This is a genomic window from Steroidobacter flavus, from assembly GCF_042651805.1.
In the GTDB taxonomy this organism is placed as follows: Bacteria; Pseudomonadota; Gammaproteobacteria; order Steroidobacterales; family Steroidobacteraceae; genus Steroidobacter; species Steroidobacter flavus.
In genome coordinates, this window is sequence record NZ_JBHSDU010000001.1 from 269,764 (window position 1) to 288,521 (window position 18,758).

The window sequence follows — 18,758 nt, forward strand, 5'->3', positions numbered from 1 at the left end:
CGCCGGACGCGACGCGGGAATAGCTCAGTTGGTAGAGCGTAACCTTGCCAAGGTTAAGGTCGCGAGTTCGAGCCTCGTTTCCCGCTCCAATTTCTTCACTGCCGCCAGCAACTTAGAACGTCGATAAGGTCGTGGCGGCAGCGGCGGGAGCTGGGGTTTCACCACTCCTACCCACTCCTACGGCTCGGTAGCAAAGTGGTTATGCAGCGGCCTGCAAAGCCGTCTACGCCGGTTCGATTCCGGCCCGAGCCTCCAGTCTTCTTATCTCGAGCCCGACCGCATCAGGTCCGGCCACGCGGCCCGTAGGTAAACCACCATGGACCACAACGTCAGCGCCGCGGCGGCCACCAGGCAGTAAAAGCCCAGCTCGAAGGCCGGGATGAACCACACATCCTCGCGAAACAGCATCATCGACAGGCCGGTCATCTGGAAGATGGTCTTGAGCTTGCCCATCGAGGACACGGCCACCTTGCCGCGCGCCCCCATCTCCGCCATCCATTCACGAAGCGCCGAAATGGTGATCTCGCGGCCGACGATCACGGCCGCGGTCAGCGTGATCAAGGTGTGGGGATCGAACTTGATGAACTGGAGCATCGGCGGGTCGTAACTGACCAGCAGGATCAGCGCGACGGCGACCATCAACTTGTCCGCCACCGGATCGAGGAACGCGCCGAGCGCGGACATCTGGCCGAGCTTGCGCGCCAGATAGCCGTCGAGCGAATCGGTGACGGCGGCAAGAATGAAAATCCAGCCGGTGGCCGCTTTGGCCCAATGCTCCGGCATATAAAAGAGAACGACCACCAGCGGAATCATGATGATCCGCGCCACAGTCAGGATATTCGCGATGGGAAAAGTCACTGGGACGAATTGTAAGGACTTTTCAGCCATTCGCGTGCAATGTGTCAAAGATAGATTGCGCCAGCTTACGACCGATGCCATGCACCTTGGCTAAATCGTCGATTCCCGCCCGAGTCACCCCCTGCAGACCGCCGAACTGACGCAGCAGTTCCCTCCGTTTGCGCGGCCCGAGCCCCGGCACCGTCTCCAGGACGGACTGAGTCCGCGCCTTGCCCCGCCGCGCCCGGTGACCGGTAATGGCGAAGCGATGCGCTTCGTCGCGCACGCGCTGGATCAAGTGGAGCGCGGGTGAATCCGGCGGCAGCACGGTCGGCAGCTCGTGCCCTGGCAGGAACAGCCGCTCCTGACCCGGCCTGCGATCCGCGCCCTTCGCCACACCCGCGATCAACACGTTCTCAATCTCCAGCTCATTGAGCACTTCGGTGGCCTGGGCCAACTGGCCCGGACCGCCGTCGATCAATAGCACATCGGGGGTCGGCGCCTCACCCTTCTTGATGCGGGCATACCGTCGCGACAATGCCTGGCGCATGGCGCCGTAATCGTCGCCGCCCGCAATCCCTTCGATGTTGAAGCGCCGGTAGTCGCTCTTGATCGGGCCTTCCGGACCGAACACGACGCACGACGCCACGGTGCGCTCGCCCATCGTGTGACTGATGTCGAAGCACTCAATACGCCCCGGCGGATTCGGCAGATTGAACACCTCTTGCATCGCTTGCAGCTGTTCGACACTCGTCGCCTCGGTCGCCCGGCGCATCTTCACGCCCAACTCGGCGTTGGTGCGCGCCATCTCCAGCCAACGCGCCCGCACGCCGCGAACGCTCGGACGGATGCGGACCGTGCGCTCCATGCGCTCGCTCAATGCCTGTTCGAGCGTGTCGGCGTCTTCGATCTGCTCGTTGATCAGAATCTCGCCCGGCGCCTCGCGCCCCAGGTAGTACTGAGCGAGGAAGCCCGAGAGCAACTCGCCCGCCTCCGCGATGCCCGGTTTCGGAAAAAAGTTGTTGCTGCCGAGATTGCGCCCGCCGCGCACGAACACGATGGACACGCAGTGATCGCTGCCATGGGACACGAGCGCGACGGCGTCGATGTCCTCGGTGGCGTTGCGCGTCACCGATTGAGTCGAGTGGATCGCCTTGATGCCATTGATCTGATCGCGCAGACGCGCGGCCTTCTCGAACTCGAGCGCCAGCGACGCCTGCTCCATGCGCTGGGCCAGATCGTCGATCAGCTCACCGCCCTTGCCTTCCAGGACTTTGATCGCATCGTTCACGTCCTGCCGGTACTCCTCCGGCGAGATCAGCCGCACGCAGGGGCCGGAGCAGCGCTTGATCTGGTGCTGAAGGCAGGGCCGCGAGCGATTGGCAAAAAAGGTGTCGCTGCACGGACGGAGCAGGAACAACTTCTGCAGGAGCAGGATGGTCTCGCGCGTGGCCCGCGCGTTCGGATAGGGCCCGAAGAAGCGGCCCGGCAGCTTCCGACTGCCCCGATAGAAGCTGACCCGTGGGTATTCATCTTCGGTCGTGACGTAGAGGTACGGAAAGCTCTTGTCGTCGCGCAGAGTGACGTTGAAGCGCGGCCGATGCCGCTTGATCAAGTTGTACTCGAGCAGCAGCGCCTCGGTCTCCGACGCCGTCACCGTCACTTCGACATTGGCCACCTGCGAGACCATCGCCATGGTCTTCGCCGCCTGCGCCTTGCCGACAAAGTACGTCGTCAGCCGGTTCTTGAGGTTGCGCGCCTTTCCTACATACAGCACCTCGCCATCGGCCCCGATCATGCGATAGACGCCCGGGCGCTGGCTGACGTTGGCCAGGAACAGCTTGGAGTCGAAGGTGGGGCTCGGTGAACCGGTCATGGCGCCATTTTAAAGGATGAAGCCGGTCAGCGCTGGTCAGGCATTTCGCTCCCGGGGCCTGACGCCCCTCGCGCCAGATACGATCAAGCCTTGCGGGACGTTCATCCAATCCTGTCGCGAGACCTGGCATCAACCCTGACGTCGACGCGCCCCACTCAGCGACGATCTGATACGCGACAACCTGCGTTGTCTCCTCCACCGCGAAAACGTCGCCTCATCACGACATCTGTGGAGCAGTCGTCATTCTGACACTGGTGCACTGCCTATATTCGCCGCCGTCGAACCCCGCTCAAAGGAATGTTTTTTTCCCATGTCGAATTCATTGCTCCGCGCGGCACTCATCAGCGCGGGACTCCTACTCACGCTCACGAGCGCGCAAGCTGCGCTCAACCCGTCGCCGTTGCATCTCGACGTTCCGGTCAGCGACATCGGCACCGACAACAACCTCGAGAACTCCAACACGTCACGCAAACTGGCCGTCGGCGCCGACGGCACGGTCTATGCGTTGTTCCGTAGCGCGACCAACGGCATTCGCATCGCCAAGAGCATCAATCGCGGCCAGAGCTTCGGCCCCAGCGTCCAGGTGGACCCGGTCGATGGCGAAGCCGAGATCGCGATCGCCAACGACGGCGATCTGCATGTGACCTGGATCAAGGGCGGCGATGCCGTGCACGCCATCAGTCGCGATGGCGGAGCGACGTTCTCCACCGCTATCACCGCCGGTGCGGCGGGCGCCGCTCACATGGCGGTCGATGGCGACTACGTCTACATCATTCCCCAGGCCGGCAATGCCATTTACCGCAGCACCGACGATGGCGCGAGCTTCGCTCCGACATCGACCGGCGGCTCTTACGCCTTCGCAGATATTTTCGTCGATTACCTGACGCATGACGTGATCGCCGTCGTCGACGATCCTTCGGTCTATTACTTCAAGAGCACCGATCATGCGCAAACGTTCACCGCGGCCATCTCGACCGGCACATCGGTGACCTACTCGGTCGGCGCTCTGTCAATCACCGACAGCGCACGCTACATTTTCATGGCGGGCTCGGGCACGAACCTGGAACGCTTCGATATCGATACGGCCACTTACACCAGCCTGGCGGTGAACGCGACCGCTGGCAGCACCACCCGCTCGCTGTCGGCCGACATCTTCGGCAACGTGGTCTCGGGCTATCTCGAAGCGGGCACCAATGACCTGAAATTCGAGCACAGCAACGATCTGGGCGCGACCTTTGGCCCGCCGACCACCGTGGTCACCAATGCGACTCGCGCCAACGCCGCGATCAACAACATCAACGGCGACATCCTGTTCCTATACGAGAAGGCCAATCAGGTTTATCTGAGCACGTATGAGAGCGCGCTGATCGAGTACGACGTGAACGTCTCGCCGTCCGCGTTGAACTTCGGCAACGTCGATGTGGGCGATCACTCGATCTTGACGCTCACGCTCACCAGCGTCGCGAGCGTGCCCGTGGCGGTCGTGTCCATTGTTCCTACGGCAGGCTTTGCCACCAGCGACAACTGCAACGGCACGATCGCGGTCGGCGGAACCTGCACCGTGACTGTGACATTCACGCCGTCGGCAGCCGGCGCAGTGTCGGGCTCGGTGGCGATGAACTTCGGCGGCGCCAACCGCGTGGTTTCTGCTAACGGCGCGGGCATCGCTCCTCGCCCGGCGACGACGACTGCGCTGTCCGCGACCTCGACGGATCTTGAACCTGGCGACGATGTCACGTTGACTGCGGAAGTCACGGGCAGCTCGCCGACCGGCACGGTGGACTTCACCGAGGGCGGCGCCGCGATTGCGAGCTGCACGGGCGTGGCGCTCTCCGGCACCACTGCAACCTGTGCGCTCACCGGCCTCACGGCTGGAGCGAAACAGTATGCAGCCGTCTACAACGGCGACGTTGGCAATGGTCGGTCGACCTCGCCAGCGGTCACTGTCAACGTGTTTCAACGCTTCACCGTCACTGCCAACGCGGGCTCCAACGGCTCGATCAATCCGGGCACGACGCAGGTGATCAGCGGTCAAACGGCGGCCTTCAACATCGTGCCGAGCAGCGGCTATCGCATCGACTCGGTGTCCGGCTGCGGCGGCTCACTGTCGGGCTCGACCTATACGACCGGCGCAATCACCGGCGCTTGCACGATCAACGCGAGCTTCACACTCGCGAACGAAAACGTCGACGTCGTGGCGAAGTCCAAGGGTGGCGGCGGCGCGATGGGCTGGCCGATGCTGCTGATCGGCGCGCTCGGTGTGTTCGCTCGTCGCATGTTTCCTCTGCTCGTCGCCGGCGTGATGGTCGGCCGCGCGAACGCTGAAGCGCCGGAGGCGTATGTTGGCGCGACGTTCGGCCAGGCCAAGGGTGAACAGAAGCGCGGCGATGTGGCCGCCGATCTGCAAGCTTGGGGCTTCACTGGCAGCAATATCGACCTGGGCGACACGAACCGCGATGCGTATCGTGTGTTTGCGGGTTATCGCCTGACTCAGCACTGGGGCGTGGAAGTCGGTTACACCGATCTCGGCGAAGTGTCCTCCTCCGCGAGCGCAAGCGTGCCTGCCGGTCAAGCAGCGACGTATGCGCACGCCCTGGCCGCGGCGCTGCCGGTTGCGCCTTCGGGCTACGAAGCGAGCGTGAGCTATCGCTATCCGTTCACTCCGTCGCTGGCGCTGTCCGCCCGCGCCGGCGTGTGGAAGTGGGAAAGCGAACAGCGCGCCACGTTCGGCAATCAGCGTGTCACGCTCAAGCCGGATGGCACCGATGCTCTGTTCGGCATCAGCGGCGACTGGACGTTCGCCACTCGCTGGTCGGTGGGCCTCGAAGCGAGCCGCTACAAGACCAACGAAGAAGACGTCGACCTGCTGGCCGCGAACGTCAAGTTCGTCTGGTAAGTCATCGGAAGTTTATTCCAAGAAGAGCCGGGCTCGCTACCCGGCTCTGCGGCAAACAAGGTAGCGCTGCACAGCCGGAGCAGGCTGGTTTCGCGCGTGGCCAGTGCGCTCGGATAGGGTCCGAAGAAGCGACCGGCAGCATGACCTTTGCCGCCTGCGCCTTGTGGACGTACTCCACTTCCGGTCCGTGCTGCCCAGGCATTTCTGACCACCGTGGCAGCTTTCCACCTCTCAGGAGTACAGCCAGCATCCTTTACCGGTCTCTGTCTCTCGAATGTGCGCTTTACCGAGACAGGAGCCCATGGGAAGTATTCTGGTCACCAGCGTGGCTGCCAACGCGCTGAAGAAGCCCATCGAAGATCTCTACGCTGCCTCGAAAGATGCCATCCGGCGCAAACTTCGCTCGCTCGCTACGCCTGAAAAGCTCAAGGAAATCCAGAAGTCCATCAAATCGGTGCAGAAAGTCAAAACGATGTGGCGCATCGACAAGGAGGTGCCACTCACGAGCTTCTACTACCCATCAAGGCTCATCATCGACAAGACAACATGCCAGATTGGATCGGTGGCTGCAGTCTCAGCCAGAGAGAACTTCATTATTCAGGGCACAGTCGGTCAGGGCAAGTCGATTTTTCTTCGCTACCTCTGCGTCAAAGAACTGGCCGCGTCCCAAAGGATTCCGATCTTCGTCGAGTTGCGTCGTTACGACCCCAGTTTGTGCTTCAAAGCTTTTCTCATCAGCGCCGTGTCACTGTATCGGATCGCCTGCGATGAACCCATGTTCGACTACTTGGCGGAATCGGGCAAACTGGTCCTCTTGCTGGATGCGTTCGATGAAGTCGAACAGGGGTCGATCACCCATGTTCTCTCGGAAATTGAAGCATTGTCACAGAAGTATCCGACGCTCCAAATTGTCATCACCTCGCGTCCCGACAGCGGGATCGAACGCTCACCGCATTTCAGGGTGTATCAGCTGGCCCCTCTGACATCGCGCGATCATCGAGCATTTCTCGCCAGAATCGTGCCAGAAAAGGCACGCGTCGATGAAATCGCGATCGCGATCGAGAAGAGCAACGCCGAAATAAAATTGCTGTTGACGACGCCACTATTACTGACGTTGCTCGTCATGGTCTACAACTCGCGCCAGGAAATTCCCACATCGCTCTCCGAGTTCTACGACGCCATTTTCTTTACCCTGCTGACACGGCATGACAAGAACAAGCCGGGGTTTCGTCGCAAGCGAGAAAGCGGCCTAGCGGACTCTGACTTGAGGAAGCTATTCGAGGCCTTTTGTTACGCGGCGCGACGACAGGACCAACTCGTTCTCAAGGACTCGACCTTAAGGGCGCTTTTAGAGCAAGCATCGGGAGCGACCGGAATATCCTGCGTCACGGACGCATTCATTCACGACATGACCAAAGTAGCGTGTCTGATGCTGCAGGAGGGCTTCGAATGCCACTTCATCCACAAGAGCGTCGTCGAATTCCACGCGGCGGCGTTTATCAGTAGCACGTCCGAAGACAATGCTCGGAAATTCTATTTGGGTGTGAATTCCAGCAAGTGGCTAAAATGGCGGCAGGAGTTAGAGTTCCTGTCTCAAATAGATCGACTCCGCTATCTCAAATTCTTCTACGTGCCCTCGGCACAGATGGCATTGCAGTACTTCGGCATCGATTCGGTTCAGACCAAGATTACCGCCAACACCGCCGCCAAGATTCTGGACCACACAACAATCGTACCGGTATCGCCACCAGAATCCCTTGGCTCCTGCAGCTTCCAAATCAGCGGAACGCAAGGCTTCGTGGCCGACCTCATCATCAGGAGATCGTTCCATAGAGTGATACGCCCGGGCATGTCCAAATTTCTGCCCACACACTCCCTTGAAAAGCGCACGAAATTAGGGGACTTTGCGATAACGAAAGGCAAGTTCAACGAGTGCCTCGCCGTAGTTCAGGGGGTCGTCGACGACATTCTGGTATCCCTGCGCGAGGCGGAGGAAGAACTGGCTATAGAATCGCGCGTTGCGGATTTCGTCTCTCCATAGCTAACCGACTTCCTCTATCCTGCACTGGTACCTCAGCACCGGAACCAGAATTCGTGCTGATCCAGCGCAAGTTACTCCTAACGGACTGCACTGCGTGTCTGATCTGATACAAGCGCTCGATCAGTCGGCCCGATGCGCCGTCCAAGCGACTTAATTTGAGGAAGCCCGATGAAACAATCGTTTGTAGCCCTGGCACTCGTCGCCACGCTCCCAGCGTGCGCCGTGCAAAAGACGTGAGTACCGACTGGTGGCAGCCGCTCCGACGGAACCATAGCTGTCATATAACGTCGGCATGTTCGAAACACCGAAAGTTGACTTCAGGCAAGGCGCCACTGCGGCCGCGCAACGCTGCTAGGCGTGGGGTTACTCCGATGCCGAAGCCTTCGGTGGCCAAAAGACGCAATGCCACCAGTACAACGCATACGGAAACTGCCTGAACGCTACAGTCAGTGTTCAATACCAGTGCATTGGTGCGAACGAGCCCCAGTGAGCGAAATCCGTAGTTATGGAGCGCTGGTCGCGTGAATCGTCTCGAGCGCTCTGGCCAGTTCAACCTCGGATCAATTCCTTGGCTCGAGCGAACACCGCCTCGAACATTTCCTCAGTCAGCCGTCGCGTGTTGGTGTTGTAGCGGCTGCAGTGATACGAGTCGATCAGCCACTGTCCGCCCGGCAGTTTGAACTCCGCAGCGTGGCCAAACTTATATTCACTCGCCTTCAGTCCGAGCGTGCGCAGAACGGCGTTGTGCCCGATCGAGCCTAGCGCCAGCAATACAACATTCTTCGGCGCGCTCGCGAGCTCCGCTTGCAGATAGTGATTGCAGGTCGTGATCTCGATCGGCAACGGCTTGTTGTCCGGCGGCACGCACTTCACTGCATTCGAGATGCGGGCATCGATCAGCTTCAAGCCGTCATTGCGATGAATCGATTCAGGCTTGTTCGCAAATCCAAACTTGTGCAGCGTTTGATACAGCAGCACACCGGCGTAGTCGCCTGTGAATGGGCGGCCTGTCGCATTGGCCCCGTGAAATCCGGGCGCGAGACCGATGATGATCAAGCGAGCTTTGCGATCGCCGAAGGGAGCGACGGGCGCGCAGTAATAGTCGGGGTATTGCTTTCGCCCCTCCTCCAAAAATTCCGCCAGCCGTGGGCAATCGGTACAGGTGCGATCGAAGACTTCACCATCCGAGGGCCACAACCCGTTGCCGGGCGCGTCATCGGTCAGCGCGAGCTGCTTGAGCGGCGCGCTCTTGTGGGTGCGGGGAATCGAGATGGGCTCGGCGCGTTTGGGGGAGATCTTGGCGGGCGCTTTGCGGGCGGATGGCTTGCTCATCCGCCCATTGTACGGATCTTCACCTCGGCGGGTTCCTCGATGTGGGTAAAATGTATGGTGAGTTAGCCACCGATATCTGATAAATATCTCACCATGGAACTCAGACATCTGCGCTACTTCATTGCTGTGGCTGAAGAAAAGCACATGACCCGGGCGGCTGAACGGCTCGGGATTCAGCAGCCGCCGCTGTCCATGCAGATCCGAGCCCTGGAACAGGAGCTCGATGCCCAGCTGTTCCGTCGCCAGCCGCGCGGGGTCGAATTGACCGATGCCGGGCTCGCCTTTCTGGATCGGGCCCGGGTCATCCTGGATCAAGTGGATCGGGCGGTCGCGACCACCCGTCGAACGGCTCGCGGCGAGGAAGGCCGGCTGGTCGTCGGCTTTACCAGCTCTGCCCCGTTTCACCCATTCGTGCCTCGAGTGTTGCGCGCGTTTCGTGAAGCGGCGCCGCTGGTCTCGCTGGTGCTCGAGGAGAGCGGCAGTAGCGAGCTGGTCCAGGGGCTGCACAACGAAGAGATCGATGCGGCGTTCATTCGCTCGCCCGTGGCCGATGTGGTCGGGCTCACGGTGCGACATTTGTTGGAAGAGAAAATGCTGGTCGCCCTGCCGACCGGTCACATCTTCGCTCGTCGCAGCAGTTTCAGTCGCAGTGTGCTGCTGCCCTTGTCCGAGCTCGCCAAAGAAACATTCGTGCTTTACAAACGCCCCGGCGGCCCGGGCCTGTACGACACCATCATCGCCGCTTGCCGAAGCGCGGGCTTCAGCCCTCGCGTCGGACAGGAAGCGCCGCGAATTATTTCAACCTTGAATCTGGTGGCCGCCGGCATCGGCGTCTCGATCGTGCCAGCCTCGTTGCAACGACTGCAGATGGACGGCATCGTTTATCGCAAGCTCGAAGACATGCCGCAGCTCACCGCGCCGCTGATTCTCGCGTGTCGACATGGTGAAAATGCCGCGGCCGTGCAGAGATTCATCGATCTTGTACGCACGAGCGCCGAAAGTATTTAATGTCCCTGCTCCTGCTCAACAAGCCGTTCCGCGTACTCACGCAGTTCACGAGTGAGGACGGCAAGGCGACGCTGCGTGATTTCGTGCACGCGCCTGGGATGCGACCGGCCGGTCGACTCGACTACGACAGCGAAGGCTTGGTGCTGCTGACCGACTCCGGACCGCTACAAACCAAGCTCGCCGACCCACGCTGGAAGCAAGAGAAAACTTACTTCGTGCAGGTCGAAGGCGAAATCAATGACGACGCCCTCGCCCAGCTGCGCCGAGGCGTGAAGTTGAACGATGGCATGACTTTACCGGCGGGCGCCGAGCGCATCGACGAGCCGGAAGGATTGTGGCCGCGCGATCCGCCGATCCGTTTTCGCAAGGCCATTCCGACGAACTGGCTGAAGCTCACGATTCGCGAAGGCCGGAATCGTCAGGTGCGACGCATGACGGCGGCGGTGAACTTGCCGACCCTTCGATTGATTCGATGGTCGGTGGGACCGTGGTCGCTGCAAGGACTCGCACCCGGCGAGTCGCGCCCTGTCGATGCAGAGGAGATCGCGAACTTCATGAAGCCCGAGTCAGGACGACCGGCGGCACGACCAGGCGCGCCATCGAGCAAGCGACGGCGATAGCTGCGAGGGCGCGCGAGCGCCACTCGCGATTGCTTACGTGCCGGTATCGACCAGCCTCTTCTCACGCATCACGACGATGAACACACCAATCAACGTCACCGCGCCACCCAGCAACATGCGCGGCGTCAGTTGATCGTGTAGCAACGTCACACCGAAGAAAATACCGAACAGCGGCGACAGCAACGTGATCGGCGACAGGCTCGTCACCGGATATTTGCTGACCAGGTAGTACCACGCCGTATGCGCGAGCAAGCTCGACATCAACGTCGTGAACGCGAGCGCCGTCCAGGCCTTCCAGTCCGCCGCCCGGATCGCTTCCATCTGACCTTGTTCGAACAACAGGCTCAACAGCAGCAGCGTCGAGCCGCCCGCGACCCCGATCCAAGCCTGTAATTGCAGCGCTTTGATGTTGCGCAGGCGCTTCACGAAAATCAAACCGAGCGAGGAAAAAAACGTCGACGCCACGACCAACGCCAGCCCTTCCCAGTACGCAAACACGCGCGGATCGAAACTGATGACGACCATGCCCCCGAACGCGAGCGTGATGCCCAGCGTACGACGCCATCGAATCGTCTCACCGAGCAGCCAGATCGACAGCAGCGTGGAAAACGGCACGCCCATCTGACTTGCAATCGCGACCGTTGCCGCGTCTTCCGCGTAATACACGCCTAGAAACAACAGCGAGAATGCCGCAGGCCCCGTCAGCATCGCGGCCAGGAACAAATTACCCATCTGGCCGCGATGGATTTTCAACATCGGCAATAGCAACAACGCCAGCGCGCCGAAGCGCAACGCCGTGAACAGGATGGGAGGAAACTGTGCGACGCCGATCTTGGAGGCGATCAGGTTCAGGCCCCAGACCAGGTTCATCAGAACCAGCAGGACCAGGTGCCGGGGCGTGATCGAGGCGGCGTCGGCCACCTTGGCGGTAGAGCTGGCAACCATCAATCAACGCGCATATCGCTGCTTGAGGAAAGCATATAACGCACGAATCGTGTGCGGTTCCGCGCCGACCGGTCGGCCCGGGCGTTCCTTGTTGTTCCAGGCATAGAGATCGATATGCAACCAGGTGCGGGCATTGCTCACGAAACGACGCAGGAACAGTCCCGCAATGATGGAGCCCGAGAAGCCCGATGTGGATACGTTGTTCACGTCGGCAATCTTGCTCGACAGCTCATCGTCGTAACCCGGCCACAAAGGCATGCGCCAGAGCGGATCGGATTCAGCGACGCCCGCTCGCAAGACGTCGTCGGCCGCCGAGTCGTCGTTGCTGAACAACGCCGGCAACTCCGGTCCGAGCGCCACTCGCGCCGCGCCGGTCAGAGTCGCGGTGTCGATCAGCAGGTCCGGTTGCTCTTCGTCGGCCAGCGCCAGGGCGTCGCATAGGATCAAGCGCCCTTCGGCATCCGTGTTGCCGACTTCGACCGTCAGTCCCTTGCGCGTGCCGAGCACGTCGCCGGGACGGAACGCGTTCCCCGAGATCGAGTTCTCCACCATCGGCAAAATCACGCGCAATCGCACCGGCAGCTTCGCATCCATGATGGTCTGTGCCAGCGCCAGGGCCACCGCGGCGCCGCCCATGTCTTTTTTCATCAACAGCATCGAGGCGCCGGGCTTGATGTCGAGGCCGCCCGTGTCGAAACAGACGCCCTTGCCCACCAACGTGACTTTCGGCTTCGAGGCATCGCCCCACTCGATGTCGACGAGCCTCGGCGCGACGGCGGCCGCACGCCCGACCGCATGCACGGCGGGCAAGCGTTCTTTCAGCAAGTCGTCCCCGATGATGACGCGATGACGTGCGCCATGACGGCGAGCGACGTCGATGGCCACTTGCGCCAGCGCTTCAGGTGACATGTCGTTGGCCGGTGTATTGACCAGATCGCGCGCAAGGGAAGTGGCGGATTTCAATCTTTCCACCTCTGAGGCATCCGCGCCTTCAGGCAGCTGCAACTGCACCGAGCGCTGCGGACCGCCGCGCTTGTAACGCTCGAAACGATATTGACCATGCCCCCAACCGGCAGCGAACTGAGTCGCGGCTCGTGCGGGCAAGGCACTCGCCAGATGGTACTGGCCGTCGGGCAGCCGGTCGGCCAGAGCTGCGCCAATCCAGTAGCTGATCTCCTCGCGCGGATTGTGCTTACCGAGACCGGCAATCACAGCCACCGGCCGACCTTGCGGGCCCGGCAGCAACAGCACTTTGTTTCGTTCGGCCTTGAAGCTGTGAGTCGCGGCCCAGTTGCGCACCGGCTCATCTTGAGCCGCCCGCCACTGCTCGAATTCATCTTCATGGAGCAGGTGCAAAGGAATGGAAATGGTGGTCACGGTGGCGGCGATCGTTAGCTAACTTGGGGAGGTTCACGGGCCGGTCACATCGTGACGCAGCGCTCACAAGTGTAGCGCTGCTTGACAAGTTACGCAGCCGTATGGTGCCATTTGCGCGCTTTCACGCACCAAATCAGACGCGACCGACTCATTTACCCGTCGTTTACAAGTTAGGCCATGCCCGCTGTCACGCACGCTTCCGCCGAGATCGTCGGCCTCGCAATGATCGCTTCGATCATTGTAGTAGAGCGTGTAGTCGTCTCCGGCCTGCTGCGGCGGGTCGAGTGCGGGACCGGCGTCTGACCACCACAGGATAGAGATTCGCCACACGAACCCCGCACCGGCCAGCCCGAGGCGGGGTTCGCTCGTTTTTGAGATACAGATTTCTTTCAACACACACGCTGTTTTTAGCTTGTTTTACTCGGAGAGCGAAATGCCGCAGATTTACTCGCAGAAAGACGTTAACAAAAAGGCCTTGGCCAAGGCCCGCATCGCCATCCTGGGCTATGGCAGCCAGGGCCGCGCGCATGCGCTCAACCTCAAAGACAGCGGCTATGACGTCGTCGTCGGCGTGCGCAAGTCGGGTGACAGCTTCGCCAAGGCGAAGAAGGACGGCCTGGAAGTCGCCGAGCCGATCGAAGCCGTGAAAGGCGCCGACCTGATCGCGTTCCTCACGCCCGATCTCACCCAGAAGGATCTGTACAAGGACGTGATCGGCAACATCAAGCAGGGTGCGACCATCCTGTTCGCGCACGGCTTCAACATCCACTTCAAGCAGATCAAGCCGCGCAAGGATCTGAACGTGGTGCTGATCGCGCCGAAGGGCCCGGGCGGCCTGGTGCGTCGTCAGTATCAGCAGGGTCGCGGCGTGCCGTCGCTGCTGGCCGTGTATCAGGACACCAACAAGCAGGCGAAAGCGATCGCCCTCGCCTATGCCGACGGCATCGGCGGCACTCGCGGCGGCGTGCTGACCACGACCTTCGCCGAAGAGACCGAGACCGATCTGTTCGGCGAGCAGGCCGTGCTGTGCGGCGGCGCCACCGAGCTGGTGGTGAAGGGCTTCGAGACGCTGGTGGAAGCCGGCTATCAGCCTGAAGTCGCTTACTACGAGTGCTTGCACGAGCTGAAGCTGATCGTCGACCTGCTGCACGAAGGCGGTCTGACCAAGATGCATCAGTTCATTTCCGAGACCGCCAAGTACGGCGATCTGACGCGCGGCCCGCGCGTGGTGAACAAGTCCACCAAGAAGGAAATGAAGAAGATCCTCACGGAAATCCAGGACGGCAAATTCGCCCGTCAGTGGATCGCCGAGAACAACAGCGGCCGCAAGAAGTACAACAAGCTCATGAAGGCGGACTACACCCACAAGATCGAGAAGGTGGGTGCCAAGCTGCGTGAGCGCATGCCCTGGTTGCAGGAAGAGAAAGCGTAACTATCAAACGTTCGTCAATGAAAACGGCGCCTTCGGGCGCCGTTTTCGGCTACGGACACCCCACAGGAGAGTCGACATGCCCATCAATGCAGCGAAACACATCTGGTACAACGGCAAGCTCGTGCCCTGGGAAAAAGCCACGGTACACGTACTGGCCCACGCGCTGCATTACGGCTCGACGGTATTCGAGGGCGAGCGCGCCTATCCGACCCCGAACGGCCCGGTGATTTTTCGTCTGAAGGATCACACGCGTCGACTGTTCGACTCGGCCAAGATTTATTCCATCGAGATTCCCTACACGCAGGACCAGATCAGCGCCGCGTGCAAGGAGATCATCAACGTCAACGGCCTCACCAAGGGTGCGTACCTGCGGCCGTTCGCGTTTCGTAGCTACGGTGAGATCGGCGTCGCGCCGAAGATCGCTCCGCCCATCGACACTGTCGTCGCCGCCTTCGAGTGGGGCTCGTACCTCGGCTCGGAAGGTCTGGAGAATGGCGTCGATGTGATGGTGTCATCGTGGCAGCGTCTCGCACCGAACACCATTCCCGCGCTGGGCAAGGCAGCCGGCAATTACCTGTCGAGTCAGCTGATCAGCATGGAAGCGAAGCGACTGGGCTTTGCCGAAGGCATCGGCCTCGGCGTCGATGGCACCGTCAGCGAAGGCGCTGGCGAGAATTTGTTCGTAATCCGCGACGGCGTGATCTATACCCCGGGCCTCGCGAACTCGATCCTCCAAGGCATCACGCGCGACACCGTCGTGACGTTGGCGCGTGCGCATGGTTTCGAAGTCCGCGAACAACCGTTGCCGCGCGAGTTCCTGTATCTCGCCGACGAAATCTTCATGACGGGCACTGCCGCTGAAATCACTCCAGTACGCTCGGTGGACAAGATCACCGTCGGCGCCGGCAAGCGCGGCCCAATCACAGAAGCCATTCAGACCGCCTTCTTCGGCCTGTTCACGGGGAAGACCGCCGACAAATGGGGCTGGCTGGAACGGTGTGAGGACGGCGCGAAGCAGGCGGTAGGCGCCTAAACGTTTGATTCGACGGGGCGCCGCCGCAACGGCGGTGCCCCCATCGCTGGCGACGATGCCCCCTTCGGCAATCGTCAGCGCCTCCCCCGCTCCATCCTGGCATCCTGCACGCTTCACCATTGCTCAATGGTCTAGCCATGACTGCCAAGACCCTGTTCGAAAAAGTCTGGGAACAGCACCAGGTCGTCCCCGAATCCGCCGACACCCCGGCGGTGCTGTACATCGACCTGCACCTCGTTCACGAAGTTACCTCGCCGCAGGCGTTCTCGGTGCTGCGTGCTCAGAACCTGAAAGTGCGTCGACCCGATCGGGTGCTGGCGACGATGGATCACTCCACGCCCACCGATCCCGACGAAGTGTTCGGTCGCGTGCCGATCAAGGTCGAGTCCGCCGCTCGCCAGGTGAAGGAGTTCGAGAAGAACTGCCGTGAATTCGGCGTCGAGCTGCACGGCTTGGGCAGCGACACTCGCGGCATCGTGCACGTCATCGGTCCTGAGCTTGGCGCCACGCAGCCGGGCAAGACCATCGTCTGCGGCGACAGCCACACCGCAACTCACGGTGCGTTCGGCGCCCTCGCCTTCGGCATCGGCACCACTGAAGTGGGCCACGTGCTCGCAACCCAATGTTTGTTACAGCGTCGACCGAAGACGCTCGCGATCGAAGTCACCGGCAAGCTGCGCGCTGGCGTCACCGCGAAAGATTTGATCCTCGCCATCATCGGTGAGATCGGCGTGTCGGGCGGCACCGGCTACGTCATCGAATATCGCGGCCCGGCCATCGAGGCGCTGTCGATGGAAGAGCGCATGACCGTTTGCAACATGTCCATCGAAGCCGGCGCACGTGCCGGTCTGATCGCACCGGATGAAACAACGTTCGCGTATCTCAAGGGCCGTCGCTTCGCGCCGCAAGGCAAAGCGTGGGACGAAGCGGTCGCGCGCTGGCGTGAATTGAAAACCGATCCGGGCGCGAAGTTCGATCGCGTCGTCAGCATCGATGCGAGCAAGCTCGAGCCGATGATCAGCTACGGCACGCATCCCGGCATGGTGGTTCCCATCAGCGGCACCGTGCCCACGGTCGCAAACGATCCCGTGCACGCGAAGGCGCTGAACTACATGGGCCTGAACGGTGGCGAGCCGATGGTCGGCAAGCCCATCCAGGTCGTGTTCATCGGCAGCTGCACGAACGGACGACTGTCCGATCTGGAGCTTGCCGCGGACGTGCTGAAAGGCCGCAAGGTCGCGAGCGGTGTTCGCGTCCTCGTGGTGCCTGGCTCGCAGCAGGTGAAGCGTGAAGCCGAGCGCCTGGGGCTCGACAAGATCTTTACCGAGGCCGGCGCGCAATGGCGCGAGTCGGGATGCTCGATGTGCATCGGCATGAATGGCGACACCGCCGGTCGTGGCGAATATACGGTCAGCACCAGCAATCGTAACTTCGAAGGCCGCCAGGGCGCCGGTGCACGCACGCTGCTCGCCAGCCCCGCTACAGCGGCCGCTGCGGCGGTTGCAGGCAAGATCGCTGACCCGCGCGCCTACCTTCCTCACTAAAGAGCCCGACCATGCAACCCATCCGCACGATCGAGTCTCGCACTGTCGTCATTCCGGTGACGAACATCGATACCGACCAGATCATTCCCGCGCGCTTCCTCACGACGACGACGCGCGAAGGCCTGGGCAAACAAGCCTTCGCCGATTGGCGTTACGACGCGAATGGCGCGGTGAAATCCGATTTCATCCTGAACAAGCCCGAAGTCGCCGGCTGCAACATCCTCGTCGCAGGTCGCAACTTCGGCTGCGGCTCTTCGCGCGAGCACGCGCCTTGGGCGCTGCTGGATTACGGCTTCCGCGCCGTCATCAGCACCGAGATCGCCGACATCTTCCGTAACAACTCGCTGAAGAACGGCCTGCTGCCCATCGTCGTCGATGACAAGACGCACGAGTGGCTGATGAACAATCCCGGTGTGAATGTGAAGCTCGACCTCGAATCGACCACGCTCACACTGCCGACCGGTGCGACTGCGAAATTTCCCATCGAGGGCTTCGCACGCGTGTGCTTGATGAACGGCGTCGACGAGCTCGGCTTCCTGCTGCAACAAGCGCCGGCGATCGAGCGTTACGAAGCGTCTCGCGCGTTCTGATCCGCCCAGTCATTAGTCACCAGTCACTTCTAATTCCATGACCCAAGCAAGCATCGTAGTACTCGGCGGCGACGGCATCGGCCCGGAAGTCACTCAACAGGGCGTGCGCGTGCTGGACGCGATTGCCAGCCGTTACGGACACGATTTCAAGTTCGCCCATCATCTGATCGGCGGTGCCGCGATCGACGCGACGCAGAGCGCACTGCCGACGCAAACGACGTCCGCGTGCGGCACTGCTGACGCCGTGTTACTGGGCGCGGTGGGCGGTCCGAAGTGGTCTGACCCGAACGCCAAGATTCGCCCCGAGCAAGGTCTGCTCGCGCTGCGTAAGGCGCTCGGCTTGTTCGCGAACCTGCGTCCCGTCTCTCTGCACACCGACTTGCTCGACGCCTCACCGCTCAAGCCTGAAGTGCTCAAAGGCACCGACATCATGGTGGTGCGTGAACTGACGGGCGGCATCTACTTCGGTGAGAAGACTCGCACAGAGAATTCGGCAAGCGATCTGTGCACCTACTCCGTCGATGAGATCACTCGCGTGACGCGCGTTGCCGGCCATCTCGCGCGAGGCCGCCGCAAATTCATCACGTCGGTCGACAAGGCCAACGTGTTGGAAACATCGCGGCTGTGGCGCAGCACCGTCGAGAAAGTGCTGAATGAAGAATTTCCGGACGTGAAGTACGAGCATCAGCTGGTCGACTCGGCGGCGATGCTGTTGATCCGCAAACCGGCGCACTTCGACGTCGTGCTCACTGAAAATATGTTCGGCGACATTCTCACCGACGAAGCGTCGATGCTCGCGGGCTCACTCGGCTTGTTGCCGTCCGCGTCGCTCGGTGCCGGCAAGCTCGGTTTGTATGAGCCCATCCACGGTTCCGCACCCGACATCGCGGGCAAGGGCATCGCGAATCCGTACGGCACCATCCTCAGTGTCGCGATGCTGTTGCGTCACTCGCTCGACCTGCCGAAGGAGGCCGAGGCGGTCGAAACGGCGGTCCGAAATGTCATTTCCGAGGGCGTCCGGACGGCCGATATTGCCGCCGGCGAGCGGGCTGCAAGCACCGCTCAGGCGGGTGACGCGGTCCTGGCCAAGCTGCTGAAGTAAAATCGTAAGTTATTGATTTTATTAGCCAAGAAAAAATTTGTCCGGTCGCAGAATAATCTTGACCACAATCCGGGCGAACCGGTTATGATCTGTCCCAGGCGACGGATTCGATCTCTTCCGCCGCT

The 18,758-nt window shown here is 61.2% G+C and carries 14 protein-coding genes, 2 tRNA genes and 1 pseudogene; 12 read left to right on the forward strand and 5 right to left on the reverse strand.

Features of this window, described 5'->3' with window-relative positions:
• Positions 1-13 precede the first annotated feature (13 nt).
• Both ACFPN2_RS01170 and ACFPN2_RS01175 read left to right on the forward strand, forming a co-directional pair.
• A tRNA-Gly gene (locus tag ACFPN2_RS01170) sits at positions 14-89 on the forward strand.
• Between the two features lie 92 nt (positions 90-181).
• Positions 182-255, forward strand: a tRNA-Cys gene (locus tag ACFPN2_RS01175).
• Positions 256-261: 6 nt separating this feature from the next.
• Here the strand turns inward: ACFPN2_RS01175 and pgsA are convergent.
• Complete coding sequence (gene pgsA, locus ACFPN2_RS01180; RefSeq protein WP_380594153.1) at positions 262-858, reverse strand: CDP-diacylglycerol--glycerol-3-phosphate 3-phosphatidyltransferase; 597 nt, start codon at positions 856-858, stop codon at positions 262-264.
• 22 nt (positions 859-880) lie between these two features.
• Positions 881-2,713, reverse strand: coding sequence for an excinuclease ABC subunit UvrC (gene uvrC, locus ACFPN2_RS01185; protein WP_380594155.1), 1,833 nt, complete (start codon positions 2,711-2,713; stop codon positions 881-883).
• A 310-nt stretch (positions 2,714-3,023) separates the two neighbouring features.
• Between uvrC and ACFPN2_RS01190 the strand changes: the two genes are divergently transcribed.
• From ACFPN2_RS01190 to ACFPN2_RS01200, 3 genes and pseudogenes are all read left to right on the forward strand, one after another.
• Positions 3,024-5,609, forward strand: coding sequence for a choice-of-anchor D domain-containing protein (locus ACFPN2_RS01190; protein ID WP_380594157.1), 2,586 nt, complete (start codon positions 3,024-3,026; stop codon positions 5,607-5,609).
• Between the two features lie 301 nt (positions 5,610-5,910).
• Entirely contained in the window at positions 5,911-7,650 is a 1,740-nt protein-coding gene (locus tag ACFPN2_RS01195; protein WP_380594159.1) for an NACHT domain-containing protein, read from the forward strand.
• 406 nt (positions 7,651-8,056) lie between these two features.
• Positions 8,057-8,140: pseudogene (locus tag ACFPN2_RS01200) on the forward strand (hypothetical protein); the annotation flags it as partial.
• 59 nt (positions 8,141-8,199) lie between these two features.
• Here ACFPN2_RS01200 and ACFPN2_RS01205 read toward each other — a convergent pair.
• Positions 8,200-8,982 carry a uracil-DNA glycosylase gene (locus tag ACFPN2_RS01205; protein ID WP_380594161.1) on the reverse strand — a complete coding sequence of 261 codons (783 nt, stop codon included), beginning with the start codon at positions 8,980-8,982 and terminating at the stop codon, positions 8,200-8,202.
• Positions 8,983-9,075: 93 nt separating this feature from the next.
• On the opposite strand from ACFPN2_RS01205, the gene ACFPN2_RS01210 reads away from it, so the two are divergent.
• Positions 9,076-9,990, forward strand: a complete 915-nt coding sequence (locus ACFPN2_RS01210) for a LysR substrate-binding domain-containing protein (RefSeq protein WP_380594163.1) — start codon at positions 9,076-9,078, stop codon at positions 9,988-9,990.
• Positions 9,990-10,610, forward strand: coding sequence for a pseudouridine synthase (locus ACFPN2_RS01215; RefSeq protein WP_380594165.1), 621 nt, complete (start codon positions 9,990-9,992; stop codon positions 10,608-10,610). Before ACFPN2_RS01210 ends, ACFPN2_RS01215 begins: the two co-directional genes overlap by 1 nt.
• 33 nt (positions 10,611-10,643) lie before the next feature.
• Here the strand turns inward: ACFPN2_RS01215 and ACFPN2_RS01220 are convergent, their stop codons facing one another.
• Positions 10,644-11,555 (reverse strand): DMT family transporter, encoded by a 912-nt coding sequence (locus ACFPN2_RS01220; protein ID WP_380594167.1) that lies wholly within the window; start codon positions 11,553-11,555, stop codon positions 10,644-10,646.
• Positions 11,556-11,558: 3 nt separating this feature from the next.
• A complete protein-coding gene (locus tag ACFPN2_RS01225; protein WP_380594169.1) occupies positions 11,559-12,932 on the reverse strand; it encodes a leucyl aminopeptidase family protein in 1,374 nt (457 codons plus the stop codon).
• Positions 12,933-13,365: 433 nt separating this feature from the next.
• On the opposite strand from ACFPN2_RS01225, the gene ilvC reads away from it, so the two are divergent.
• The 5 genes from ilvC to leuB all read left to right on the forward strand — a co-directional run bounded on the left by ilvC (position 13,366) and on the right by leuB (position 18,633).
• On the forward strand, positions 13,366-14,364 hold the full coding sequence (gene ilvC / locus ACFPN2_RS01230) for a ketol-acid reductoisomerase (protein ID WP_380594170.1): 999 nt from the start codon (positions 13,366-13,368) through the stop codon (positions 14,362-14,364).
• 76 nt (positions 14,365-14,440) lie between these two features.
• Positions 14,441-15,397 carry a branched-chain amino acid transaminase gene (locus tag ACFPN2_RS01235; protein WP_380594172.1) on the forward strand — a complete coding sequence of 319 codons (957 nt, stop codon included), beginning with the start codon at positions 14,441-14,443 and terminating at the stop codon, positions 15,395-15,397.
• Between the two features lie 137 nt (positions 15,398-15,534).
• Positions 15,535-16,941: a 3-isopropylmalate dehydratase large subunit gene (gene leuC, locus ACFPN2_RS01240; protein ID WP_380594174.1), complete on the forward strand. Its 1,407-nt coding sequence runs from the start codon at positions 15,535-15,537 to the stop codon at positions 16,939-16,941.
• An 11-nt stretch (positions 16,942-16,952) separates the two neighbouring features.
• On the forward strand, positions 16,953-17,531 hold the full coding sequence (leuD, locus tag ACFPN2_RS01245; protein ID WP_380594176.1) for a 3-isopropylmalate dehydratase small subunit: 579 nt from the start codon (positions 16,953-16,955) through the stop codon (positions 17,529-17,531).
• 37 nt (positions 17,532-17,568) lie between these two features.
• On the forward strand, positions 17,569-18,633 hold the full coding sequence (gene leuB / locus ACFPN2_RS01250) for a 3-isopropylmalate dehydrogenase (RefSeq protein WP_380594178.1): 1,065 nt from the start codon (positions 17,569-17,571) through the stop codon (positions 18,631-18,633).
• Positions 18,634-18,758: the final 125 nt, after the last annotated feature.

Excerpts from the sequence above, each read along its gene's own strand:
- uvrC (WP_380594155.1), bottom strand. The coding sequence starts at position 2,713 with ATGACCGGTTCACCGAGCCCCACCTTCGACTCCAAGCTGTTCCTGGCC.
- ACFPN2_RS01190 (WP_380594157.1), top strand. The coding sequence starts at position 3,024 with ATGTCGAATTCATTGCTCCGCGCGGCACTCATCAGCGCGGGACTCCTA.
- ACFPN2_RS01195 (WP_380594159.1), top strand. The coding sequence starts at position 5,911 with ATGGGAAGTATTCTGGTCACCAGCGTGGCTGCCAACGCGCTGAAGAAG.
- ACFPN2_RS01205 (WP_380594161.1), bottom strand. The coding sequence starts at position 8,982 with ATGAGCAAGCCATCCGCCCGCAAAGCGCCCGCCAAGATCTCCCCCAAA.
- ACFPN2_RS01210 (WP_380594163.1), top strand. The coding sequence starts at position 9,076 with ATGGAACTCAGACATCTGCGCTACTTCATTGCTGTGGCTGAAGAAAAG.
- ACFPN2_RS01215 (WP_380594165.1), top strand. The coding sequence starts at position 9,990 with ATGTCCCTGCTCCTGCTCAACAAGCCGTTCCGCGTACTCACGCAGTTC.
- ACFPN2_RS01220 (WP_380594167.1), bottom strand. The coding sequence starts at position 11,555 with ATGGTTGCCAGCTCTACCGCCAAGGTGGCCGACGCCGCCTCGATCACG.
- ilvC (WP_380594170.1), top strand. The coding sequence starts at position 13,366 with ATGCCGCAGATTTACTCGCAGAAAGACGTTAACAAAAAGGCCTTGGCC.
- ACFPN2_RS01235 (WP_380594172.1), top strand. The coding sequence starts at position 14,441 with ATGCCCATCAATGCAGCGAAACACATCTGGTACAACGGCAAGCTCGTG.
- leuC (WP_380594174.1), top strand. The coding sequence starts at position 15,535 with ATGACTGCCAAGACCCTGTTCGAAAAAGTCTGGGAACAGCACCAGGTC.
- leuD (WP_380594176.1), top strand. The coding sequence starts at position 16,953 with ATGCAACCCATCCGCACGATCGAGTCTCGCACTGTCGTCATTCCGGTG.
- leuB (WP_380594178.1), top strand. The coding sequence starts at position 17,569 with ATGACCCAAGCAAGCATCGTAGTACTCGGCGGCGACGGCATCGGCCCG.